The organism is Ruegeria intermedia (assembly GCF_900129345.1).
GTDB lineage: Bacteria > Pseudomonadota > Alphaproteobacteria > Rhodobacterales > Rhodobacteraceae > Ruegeria > Ruegeria intermedia.
Window position 1 is genome coordinate 1 of sequence record NZ_FQVK01000045.1, and the last position, 9,941, is coordinate 9,941.

General features: G+C 63.2%; 11 protein-coding genes. 7 read left to right on the forward strand and 4 right to left on the reverse strand.

What is annotated here, in order from left to right; translation table 11 throughout:
• The 3 genes from F3H26_RS18535 to F3H26_RS18545 all read right to left on the reverse strand — a co-directional run.
• Positions 1-95, reverse strand: a 95-nt coding sequence (locus F3H26_RS18535) for a GTP-binding protein (protein WP_018294844.1), incomplete at its 3' end; no start/stop codon positions are given.
• A 112-nt stretch (positions 96-207) separates the two neighbouring features.
• Positions 208-798, reverse strand: coding sequence for a hypothetical protein (locus F3H26_RS18540; protein WP_149777458.1), 591 nt, complete (start codon positions 796-798; stop codon positions 208-210).
• A gap of 100 nt (positions 799-898) precedes the next feature.
• On the reverse strand, positions 899-3,247 hold the full coding sequence (locus tag F3H26_RS18545) for a DNA topoisomerase IV subunit A (protein WP_149777459.1): 2,349 nt from the start codon (positions 3,245-3,247) through the stop codon (positions 899-901).
• 200 nt (positions 3,248-3,447) lie between these two features.
• On the opposite strand from F3H26_RS18545, the gene F3H26_RS18550 reads away from it, so the two are divergent.
• The 6 genes from F3H26_RS18550 to F3H26_RS18575 all read left to right on the forward strand — a co-directional run bounded on the left by F3H26_RS18550 (position 3,448) and on the right by F3H26_RS18575 (position 7,820).
• A complete protein-coding gene (locus tag F3H26_RS18550; RefSeq protein WP_149777460.1) occupies positions 3,448-4,068 on the forward strand; it encodes an SH3 domain-containing protein in 621 nt (206 codons plus the stop codon).
• Positions 4,069-4,137: 69 nt separating this feature from the next.
• Positions 4,138-4,965: an SDR family NAD(P)-dependent oxidoreductase gene (locus F3H26_RS18555; RefSeq protein WP_149777461.1), complete on the forward strand. Its 828-nt coding sequence runs from the start codon at positions 4,138-4,140 to the stop codon at positions 4,963-4,965.
• 91 nt (positions 4,966-5,056) lie between these two features.
• Complete coding sequence (locus tag F3H26_RS18560) at positions 5,057-5,248, forward strand: twin transmembrane helix small protein (RefSeq protein ID WP_149777462.1); 192 nt, start codon at positions 5,057-5,059, stop codon at positions 5,246-5,248.
• Positions 5,249-5,821 carry a cob(I)yrinic acid a,c-diamide adenosyltransferase gene (locus F3H26_RS18565; RefSeq protein ID WP_149777463.1) on the forward strand — a complete coding sequence of 191 codons (573 nt, stop codon included), beginning with the start codon at positions 5,249-5,251 and terminating at the stop codon, positions 5,819-5,821.
• 311 nt (positions 5,822-6,132) lie between these two features.
• Positions 6,133-6,891: an electron transfer flavoprotein subunit beta/FixA family protein gene (locus tag F3H26_RS18570; protein WP_149777464.1), complete on the forward strand. Its 759-nt coding sequence runs from the start codon at positions 6,133-6,135 to the stop codon at positions 6,889-6,891.
• Positions 6,891-7,820 (forward strand): electron transfer flavoprotein subunit alpha/FixB family protein, encoded by a 930-nt coding sequence (locus F3H26_RS18575; RefSeq protein ID WP_149777465.1) that lies wholly within the window; start codon positions 6,891-6,893, stop codon positions 7,818-7,820. The genes F3H26_RS18570 and F3H26_RS18575 overlap by 1 nt, the downstream gene beginning before the upstream one ends.
• Positions 7,821-7,870: 50 nt before the next feature.
• On the opposite strand, the gene F3H26_RS18580 is transcribed toward F3H26_RS18575, so the two are convergent.
• Positions 7,871-8,692 carry a DUF6473 family protein gene (locus tag F3H26_RS18580; RefSeq protein WP_223162579.1) on the reverse strand — a complete coding sequence of 274 codons (822 nt, stop codon included), beginning with the start codon at positions 8,690-8,692 and terminating at the stop codon, positions 7,871-7,873.
• Positions 8,693-8,858: 166 nt separating this feature from the next.
• On the opposite strand from F3H26_RS18580, the gene F3H26_RS18585 reads away from it, so the two are divergent.
• Positions 8,859-9,734 carry a 3-hydroxybutyryl-CoA dehydrogenase gene (locus F3H26_RS18585; protein ID WP_149777467.1) on the forward strand — a complete coding sequence of 292 codons (876 nt, stop codon included), beginning with the start codon at positions 8,859-8,861 and terminating at the stop codon, positions 9,732-9,734.
• Positions 9,735-9,941: the final 207 nt, after the last annotated feature.

Genomic DNA, 9,941 nt, shown 5'->3' on the forward strand with positions numbered 1-9,941 from the left:
ATCGCTGCGGTCAGCGTCGTCTTGCCGTGGTCAACGTGGCCGATCGTGCCAATGTTGACGTGCGGTTTTGTACGCTCAAACTTTTCCTTTGCCATTCCTCAGGCGCCCTTTGCGGTTTGGGGGACCCTTGGTCCCGGTTTGCATCTGCGCGCGCGAGATATTGGGTTCACAACGGAAAATCAAGCACAACCATCAGGAAAACGGGCGTCAGGCCGGATTTTGTATGGCCTCGCCCGGCTCGAGCGGCTGGATCAGCCCCGGCCGCGGGTCGAACCAGCCGTTTTCCTTATGTTCTTCGGCCAGCCATTCCTCGACCCGGTCGGCGATCTTGAGGGCCAGCCCGTTCATCTGCTCTTCGCGGGTGCGGCTGTTGCCCGACCCCACGACCGCGCTGTCGCCGGTGGTGTCTTCCAGCACCTGGAATTGCTTGCCCTTGGCCAGAAATTCTTTCTTGCCCACGTCATAGACATTGACCAGGACGATGGCCGTGCTTTTGGGGTTGTAGATCACCGGGATGCCCGGCGGCGCCAGCATGTACCCTTCCAGGCTGATGCCGATGTCATATTCCTGGGTGCCCTGATACCGGCCCAGCCGGATGTCCACGGCCTTCTGGATCGCCTCGGCCCATTCCTGCGGCGTCGCGTCCCGGCTCACCGGTCCCTGCACCGCCTTGTCCGCATAGGCATAATTGACCCGCAGCTTGAAGGCGCCAAGATCCTCGGGCGCCTCGTCAACCAGCGTCTGGGTGCAGGCCCCGATCATGGCCAGTCCGGCGAACAGTATCAGCAGTTTGCGCATGGGTTCCGTCTCGATAGGGCCTGTTTTTTCATGGTCTATCGCACCGATACGGCCCGTGCCAAGCCGTATCGGCAGATTTCGCCTGAAGGCCGCAACCGCATCACGAGAACTTGTAGTCGCGCGGGAAGCCGTAGGGCGGCTTTTTCCCGACGCTCGCCCGCTTGGCCAGCCACGGCGACATGTCCGGCTCGTGCCGGGTCTTGTCGCCGCCCATCGACCATTTCAGACCCTCTTCCCAGTTGAAAGTGGTCAGGTCGGACAGGCCGCCATCCAGCTCCAGCGTGCCCTGGCGCCCGCGCGCCATGTTGTATTTCTGCAGACGCACACCCTTGCCCCGCGTCATCTCGGGCAGTTCGGAGACCGGGAAGACCAGGAACTTGCCGTTCTGCGACACCACGGCGACGTGGTCGCCCTCGACCGGTTTGCAGATCACCGCGCGCTCGTCATCCTTGACGTTCAGCACCTGCTTGCCGTTGCGGGTCTGGGCCAGCACGTCATCCTCGGGCACGATGAACCCGTTGCCCGCATCCGAGGCCACCAGCAGCTTGCGCCCCGGCTTGTGGATGAGGATGTCGACGATCTGCGCCTCGTTGGGCAGATCGACCATCAGGCGCAGCGGCTCGCCCATGCCCCGCCCGCCGGGCAGGTTCGCGGCGCTGACCGTGTAGACCCGCCCGTTCGAGGCAAAGATCAGCAGCCGGTCGGTGGTTTCCGCGTGGAAGATGAAACGCGGCCCGTCGCCATCCTTGAATTTCAGCTCGCGCTTCAGGTCGATATGGCCGGTCATCGCGCGGATCCAGCCCATCTGGGAACAGACCACCGTGATCGGCTCGCGGTCGATCATCGCCTCGAGCGGCACCTCTTCGACCGCGCCGGCCTCGGCAAAGCGGGTGCGGCGGGCGCCGCCCTCGTAATCCTTGCCGAACTTCTTTTTGGTCTCCTTGAGCTGCTCGGCGATCCGCGCCCATTGCAGGGACTCGTCGGCCAGCAGATCCTCGAGATCGGCGCGTTCCTCCATCAGCTTGTCGCGCTCGCGGATCAGCTCCATCTCCTCCAGCCGGCGCAGGCTGCGCAGGCGCATGTTCAGGATCGCGTCGACCTGAACCTCGGTCAGCTCGCCCTCGCCCGGCGCGGGCGACACGTAATCGGCCTCGCTGGTGGCGCGGACATGGTCGATGCCCCAGTTCTCGCGCATCAGGGCGGCTTTGGGGTCGTCGTCATAGCGGATGATGTCGATCACGCGGTCGAGATTCAGGAAGGCGACGATGAAGCCCTCCAGCACCTCCAACCGGTGGTCGATCTTGGCCATGCGGTGACGCGAGCGGCGCAGCAGCACCTCTTGCCGGTGATCGAGGAAGGCGCGCAGCACCTCTTTCATCGAGCAGACCTTGGGCGTCACCCCGTCGATCAGCACGTTCATGTTCAGGCTGAACCGCACCTCGAGATCCGAGTTGCGATACAGCATGTTCATCAGCACCTCGGGGTCCACGTTTTTCGAACGCGGCTCCAGGATCAGGCGGATGTCGTCGGCGGATTCGTCGCGCACATCGCCCAGGATCGGGATCTTCTTGGTCTGGATCAGCTCGGCGATCTTTTCGATCAGCTTCGATTTCTGAACCTGATACGGGATCTCGGTGACGACGATCTGCCACTGGCCGCGACCCAGATCCTCGATTTCATACTTGCAGCGCAGCCGGAACGACCCGCGCCCGGTGCGGTAGGCCTGGGCGATGTTCTCGGGGGGCTCGACGATAACGCCGCCGGTGGGGAAATCCGGCCCCGGCACATAGTTCAGCAGCGTGTCGTCACGGGCGTCGGGCGTCTTGATCAGATGCAGACAGGCGTCGCACAGCTCGGCGATGTTGTGGGGCGGAATGTTCGTGGCCATGCCCACGGCGATCCCAGACGCGCCATTGGCCAGCAGGTTCGGGAAGGTCGCCGGCAGCACCGCCGGTTCGCGCAGCGTGCCGTCATAGTTGTCGCGGAAATCGACGGCATCCTCGTCGAGCCCCTCCAGCAGCGCCTCGGCGACGATGGTCATGCGCGCCTCGGTATAGCGCGAGGCCGCCGGGTTGTCGCCGTCGATGTTGCCGAAATTGCCCTGTCCGTCCACCAGCGGGTAACGGACGTTGAAATCCTGCGCCAGACGCGCCATCGCGTCATAGATCGCGGCGTCGCCATGCGGGTGATAGTTACCCATCACGTCGCCCGAGATCTTGGCCGACTTGCGGAACCCGCCCGATGAGCTGAGTCGCAGCTCGCGCATCGCGTATAGGATTCGCCGGTGTACCGGCTTCAGCCCATCGCGCGCATCGGGCAAGGCCCGGTGCATGATGGTGGACAGCGCATAGGTCAGGTACCGCTCGCCAATTGCCCGGCGCAGCGGTTCCGCCACCTCGCCCCCGGCGTCGGGGGACTCCATGTTGGGGTCGTCGATCGTGTCGTTCATAGATGATGTGATACGACGCCCGACGCCCGTGGTAAAGCAATCCGCGCATATTTTGCTGGGGACAAGTCCGGCTTTTTGCGGCAGGGGGACCCAACCCCGCGATTTCCCCCGATTTTCGACTCACGCCCGGATTTATGGTAAAATGACAACCATTGAATGCTGCCGATTTCTTTGTTGATGCGATTGCCGGGGGATGCGCCATGACGCGCCTGATAGTCATAACGTTCGCCGCCTTGGGTTGGGTCTTTTACGTGGCAAGCGGAGGCCCGGATTTCGAACCGCGCGGAATGCGCGCAGCCGCGACCGATCCGGTTGCCCACACTCCGACAACCGTTCCGCTGGTTGCCGCCGCACGGGCTGGTCTTGTGACCAAGGCAGCAAGGCGACCGGCAAAGCCGGACGAGCCAAAGCCGGAACCTCGGCCTGTCGCTCAGACCGTCGATGCGGACGCCCTGCTCGCGCAGGTCGCCGCCGCGTTGCAATCCGACATGTCCGCACTTGAAGACCAGGGGCAAACGTTCTCGCTTGCATCGCTTGACGCGAACACGGCCCTGACGCTGCGCGAGGCACCGGAAGCGCCCGAACCCGCCGAAACCGCCTTGCCCGCACCGCCACCCAAGGACATCCGACGGGTGGCCGGAACCCGCGTCAACATGCGCGACGGCCCGGGCACGATCTATCCGATCATCGGCAAGGCCCGGATGGGCCAGAAGGTCGAAGTGCTGAGCGACTCGGGCACCGGCTGGCTGCGCCTGCGCGTGTTGCCCGAGCAACAGGTCGGATGGATTTCCGCCTCCTTGATCCGCAAAAGCGAAAATTGACGCGATGCCGTCATTGCCCTGCCACGTTCCCCGCAATAGCTGTTGCTGACGGAAGACGACGGGGGCGACATGCAGAAATCCATCCTCATTACCGGGTGCTCCTCGGGTATCGGGCTGGACGCGGCACACGGAATGCGTGCGCGCGGCTGGCGTGTTTTCGCCGCGTGCCGACAGCAGCGCGATTGTGATCGGCTGCGTGCGCAGGGCTTTGACAGCCCCCGCATCGACTATACCGACACCGCCAGCATCACGACCGGCCTTGCCGAGGTTTTGGAGGCCACGGGCGGCACGCTGGATGCGCTGTTCAACAACGGCGCGCACGGGCTGCCCGGCGCCGTCGAGGACGTACCGACCGAAGGCCTGCGCCATATCTTCGAAACCAATGTCTTCGGCTGGCACGAACTGACGCGTCAGGTGATTCCCGTCATGCGTGCGCAGGGTCATGGCCGCATCGTACAGAACTCGTCGGTTCTGGGGCTGGTCGCCTTTCCGTGGCGCGGTGCCTATGTGGCCACGAAATACGCCATCGAAGGCCTGACCGACACGCTGCGGCTGGAACTGCGCGACACCGGCATCAAGGTCATTCTGATCGAACCCGGCCCGGTCACCTCGAAGCTGCGCGAGAAGGCCATTCCGATTTTCGAACGGTTCATCGACTGGGAAAACTCGGCCCTGCGCGCGAAATACGAGAACTCGCTGCTCAGACGGCTCTACGAGGACAGCGGCCCGGACCGGTTCGAGCTGCCCGCCTCGGCCGTCACGGACAAGCTGGCGCGCGCGCTCGAGGCGAAATCGCCCAAGGCGCGTTACTATGTCACGACACCCACCTACATCGCCGGCTATCTGCGGCGCGTGCTGCCGACCGGCGCCATCGACCGGATCCTGTCCCGCGTCTGAGACGAAATTACCCGTTCGCTTTTCCGACCCGTCCGGCTAGATGGTGCGGCAACGGAACATAGGCGCGAATGGGGACGACGTGGATATCTTGATGGGTGTGCTGCTTTTGGCGATGGCGGCGGTCGTCGTCGTGTTGGTGCTGGGCGTGGCCAATTTCGGCAAGGGCGGCATGGAGGCCGCCAAGAAAAGCAACAAGATGATGCGGCTGCGCATCCTGTTTCAATTCATTGCCGTGGTGCTGATCGTGCTCTACGTCTATCTGCGTGGTCAGGGAGTGCAGTAGATGGTCGTTCTGAACAAGATTTACACCCGCACCGGGGACGATGGCAAAACCGCGCTGGGCAATGGCGAACGGGTTGCGAAATACGCGGGCCGCGTGGCGGCCTATGGCACGGTGGACGAACTGAACGCCTTTGTCGGCGTGGCCCGCACCGAGGCCGAGGGCGAGACCGATGCGGCGCTGGCCCGCATCCAGAACGATCTGTTCGACCTGGGCGCTGATCTGTGCCGCCCCGACATGGAAAAAGACGCCGAGGCCGACTATCCACCCTTGCGGATCGCCCCCGCCCAGATCGACCGGCTGGAGTCGGAAATCGACGCGATGAATGCCGACCTCGAACCGTTGCGCAGCTTCATTCTGCCGGGCGGGTCGCGGCTGGCGGCGCATCTTCATGTCTGCCGCACGGTCTCGCGGCGAGCCGAGCGTCTGGCGGTCGAACTGACCAACATGGAGCCGGTGAACGAGGCTGCGGTGAAATACCTCAACCGCCTCAGCGACTGGTTCTTCGTGGCCGCCCGCTGCGCCAACAACGGCGGCCGCGATGACGTCTTGTGGGTTCCGGGCGCGAACCGCTGAAAGCGGCGCAACGTCCAGTGGACGTTGGGGCGACCGGAAGGGCGAAGCCCCGGCCCGAAGGGCGGGCGCGAACCGCTGAGCCCCAAGCTTGTTGGATGCGTTTTCGCACCATCCGGCGCGGCAAAACCGCCCATCGGCCGGGTAACAATCTTTCGTTCCTTCACGTCAAAAAGCGTGAAACGCGACGTCCCCACGACATGACGTGACGATTTTGCCCTGTCCCGACGCCCCGCAAGGCGCTATCTAGGCCGACGAGAGCATTGGTGGAGTCGCATTGCGGCTTGCCGTTTTTGTAAGGAGCGTACGCAAAAATGAAGGTACTTGTGCCTGTCAAGCGCGTGATCGACTACAACGTGAAAGTTCGCGTCAAAGCGGACGGCAGCGGTGTTGATCTCGCCAATGTCAAAATGTCGATGAACCCGTTCGACGAGATTGCCGTCGAAGAGGCGATCCGCCTGAAAGAAGCCGGCAAGGCCGACGAGGTCGTGGCCGTTTCGATCGGCGTCAAGCAGGCGCAGGAAACGCTGCGCACCGCGCTGGCGATGGGTGCAGACCGCGCCATTCTGGTGGTCGCGGCGGATGACGTCCACCAGGACATCGAGCCGCTGGCCGTCGCCAAGATCCTGGCCAAGGTGGTCGAGGAAGAGCAGCCCGGGCTGGTTCTGTGCGGCAAGCAGGCGATCGACAACGACATGAACGCCACCGGTCAGATGCTGTCGGCCCTGCTGGGCTGGAGCCAGGGCACCTTCGCGTCCGAACTGGACATCGAAGGCGACACCGCCAAGGTCACGCGTGAAGTTGACGGCGGTCTGCAGACCATCAGCGTCAAGATGCCGGCCATCGTCACCGTCGACCTGCGCCTGAACGAGCCGCGCTATGCGTCGCTGCCCAACATCATGAAGGCGAAGAAAAAGCCGCTGGACGAAAAAACCGCCGCCGATTACGGCGTCGATGTCACGCCGCGTCTGGAAATCGTCAAGACCGAAGAGCCGCCGGCACGCGCCGCCGGCATCATCGTGGGCTCGGTCGACGAGCTGGTCGGGAAACTCAAAGAAGCGGGGGCTGTGTAATGGCTGTACTTCTGCTTGCCGAAGTCAACAATGGCGAACTGGCGATGGACGCGACTGCCAAGGCGGTCACCGCTGCCAAGCAGTTGGGTGACGTGACCGTTCTGGCCGCGGGCGGCTCGGCCGCCGCTGCCGGCGAAGCCGCCGCCAAGATCGACGGCGTGTCCAAGGTGCTGGTCGCCGAAGACCCGTCGCTGGGCCACCGTCTGGCCGAATCGACCGCCGCGCTGATCGTCAGCCTGGCCGACGGCTATGAACACATCGTGGCGCCCGCCACCACCGACGCCAAGAACGTGATGCCGCGCGTGGCCGCGCTGCTGGACGTGATGGTGATCTCGGACGCGTCGGGCGTGGTGGACGGATCGACCTTTGAACGCCCGATCTACGCGGGCAACGCCGTTCAGACCGTCAAGTCGAACGACGCCAAGAAGGTCATCACCTTCCGCACCTCGACTTTCGACGCCGCCGGCGAAGGCGGATCGGCGCCGGTCGAGACCGTATCGGTCGGTGAAAATCCCGGCCTGTCGGAATGGGTCGAAGACAAGGTCGCCGAAAGCGACCGCCCCGAACTGACTTCGGCCAAGGTCGTGGTGTCGGGCGGCCGCGGCATCGGATCGGAAGAAGACTTCAAACTGATCGAAGCCCTGGCCGACAAGCTGGGTGCGGCGGTTGGTGCCAGCCGTGCAGCCGTCGACTCGGGCTATGCTCCGAACGACTGGCAGGTAGGTCAGACCGGCAAGGTCGTGGCGCCGGACCTGTACATCGCGGTTGGCATCTCGGGCGCGATCCAGCACCTGGCCGGCATGAAGGATTCAAAGATCATCGTCGCGATCAACAAGGACGAAGAGGCTCCGATCTTCCAGGTGGCCGATTACGGACTGGTCGCCGACCTGTTCCAGGCCGTGCCGGAACTGACCGAGAAGCTGGGCTGACGGCCCTTCTTTTCTTGAGTTCAAGGCCCGCCAGTCAGGCGGGCCTGTTTTCAGTCGAGATCCCGGATCGCGGGCAACAGTCGCTCGGCAATGGCCCGGTGCGTGGCCGGCCCGATCATGTATTCCGCCATCGGCTGCTGCATCGTGCCGAACAGCATGTCCTCGAGATCATCCGATTCGCCCGATGGGCGCACCTGCATCTCGACCTTTCCGGCGCAGAGCCGCGCCAGTTCTTCGACCATCGAAGCGGTGACCCGCACCGGTTCGGGCAAGCTGAGGTGCTGCGCGTCGGGGCTGTGTGCCATATCCAGCCACAGCAAGACGACCGGTGGTTTTACGCGGGTCAGAAAATCGCTCAGCGCGGTCAGCCATCCCCGCCTCAGCGTGTCCGCCACCATTTCGAATCGCGCGTCCTGAAACTCGGCCAGCCGCAGAATCAGATGTCGGACGAAGTGGATTTCGGCAAAATCCACCTCGGGGTAGAGCGCGTGCAGGTCCGCAGTTGCTGCCAGCACCCTGTCATTGCGCCGGGTATGAACCCGGTAGAACGGGTTCGTCTGCCCCAAAAGGCCCGGCAGTTGCAAAACGCAGGCCGTGGCATTGTTCATCAGGTCTTGCAGACCGGCGTCCAGGGTCAAACCGTCGACTCCGCAGAACAGGCTGCCCAGGTTGATGCAAGGCGTGTCGAGTTTGTCGGCGAGGACAGACGGAAACGGACGCGCAACGAAACGGCCAAAGGTTTCATCGCCCCCCACGCAGGCCACATATGGCACGTCCAATGCCCGTTCCGGTCCGCGATACCATCGCTCAGAACCTTCGTAGCGGCACAGCGGCTCGTCGGCGCTCAGCGCGCCGGATTCGTGATAACTCATGTCATCCACCCATTTTCTTCACCCGGACGCCATTGTCGGGCCACAGGTGTTAAGAAAATCTCAATGGTTCACTTTTACGCGAATTCTAAGGGTCTCTGCCCCTTGCCGCCCTGCCCGGACTGCCGATATGGTCGCCCCCGAACCTCAACGCAGAAGGCAGCTCAGCATGGACGTGAAATCAGTCGGAGTGATCGGCGCGGGTCAGATGGGCAACGGGATCGCCCATGTCATGGCGCTGGCTGGGTATGACGTTGTGTTGAACGATATCAGTCAGGAGGCGCTGGATGCGGCGCTGGAGACGATCAAGGGCAACATGGCCCGGCAGGTTTCGCGTGGGAAAATCTCCGAAGACGACATGCAGGCGGCACTGTCCAGGATCAAGACCACGCTGAACTTGCCCGACATCGGCAAGACCGACCTGGTGATCGAGGCCGCGACCGAGCGCGAGGCGATCAAACAGGCCATATTCGAAGATCTGCAGCCGCACCTTCTGCCCCACACGATCCTGACGTCGAACACCTCGTCGATTTCGATCACGCGGCTGGCCAGCCGGACAGACCGGCCGGAACGATTCATGGGGTTCCACTTCATGAACCCGGTTCCCGTCATGCAACTGGTCGAGTTGATCCGTGGCATTGCCACCGACGAAGAGACCTTTGCCACCTGCAAGGCGGTCGTGGACCGGTTGGGAAAGACCGCCGCCAGCGCCGAGGATTTTCCGGCCTTCATCGTGAACCGCATCCTGATGCCGATGATCAATGAGGCGGTCTATACGCTGTATGAGGGCGTGGGCAGCGTGCAGTCGATCGACCAGTCGATGAAGCTGGGCGCCAACCATCCGATGGGACCGTTGGAACTGGCCGATTTCATCGGGCTGGATACCTGCCTGGCCATCATGAACGTTCTGCATGACGGGCTGGCGGACACCAAATACCGCCCCTGCCCGTTGCTGACGAAATATGTGGAAGCGGGATGGTTGGGCCGCAAGACCGAGCGCGGGTTCTATGACTATCGCGGCGAGGTGCCGGTCCCCACACGCTGACGGAACAAGGGGGCCAGCCCCCTCTGACGCATTCCGTGCTGTGGGGCATGAACCGCCGCCGATTGGCGGCGGTTTTTCTTTGCCGATCTAAACCGAGTCGAAATCGCCGATATTCTCATCGTAGGTTTCAATGAACCCGATCATCCGGGCGATGATCTGTTTCACGCGTTTTGCGCGCTCGCGGATCCCGGGCTTTGTTTTGAGCGT

What these genes read in the sequence shown, in the direction of transcription:
- F3H26_RS18540 (WP_149777458.1), bottom strand. Translation starts at nt 798, where the DNA reads ATGCGCAAACTGCTGATACTGTTCGCCGGACTGGCCATGATCGGGGCC.
- F3H26_RS18545 (WP_149777459.1), bottom strand. Translation starts at nt 3,247, where the DNA reads ATGAACGACACGATCGACGACCCCAACATGGAGTCCCCCGACGCCGGG.
- F3H26_RS18550 (WP_149777460.1), top strand. Translation starts at nt 3,448, where the DNA reads ATGACGCGCCTGATAGTCATAACGTTCGCCGCCTTGGGTTGGGTCTTT.
- F3H26_RS18555 (WP_149777461.1), top strand. Translation starts at nt 4,138, where the DNA reads ATGCAGAAATCCATCCTCATTACCGGGTGCTCCTCGGGTATCGGGCTG.
- F3H26_RS18560 (WP_149777462.1), top strand. Translation starts at nt 5,057, where the DNA reads ATGGGTGTGCTGCTTTTGGCGATGGCGGCGGTCGTCGTCGTGTTGGTG.
- F3H26_RS18565 (WP_149777463.1), top strand. Translation starts at nt 5,249, where the DNA reads ATGGTCGTTCTGAACAAGATTTACACCCGCACCGGGGACGATGGCAAA.
- F3H26_RS18570 (WP_149777464.1), top strand. Translation starts at nt 6,133, where the DNA reads ATGAAGGTACTTGTGCCTGTCAAGCGCGTGATCGACTACAACGTGAAA.
- F3H26_RS18575 (WP_149777465.1), top strand. Translation starts at nt 6,891, where the DNA reads ATGGCTGTACTTCTGCTTGCCGAAGTCAACAATGGCGAACTGGCGATG.
- F3H26_RS18580 (WP_223162579.1), bottom strand. Translation starts at nt 8,692, where the DNA reads ATGAGTTATCACGAATCCGGCGCGCTGAGCGCCGACGAGCCGCTGTGC.
- F3H26_RS18585 (WP_149777467.1), top strand. Translation starts at nt 8,859, where the DNA reads ATGGACGTGAAATCAGTCGGAGTGATCGGCGCGGGTCAGATGGGCAAC.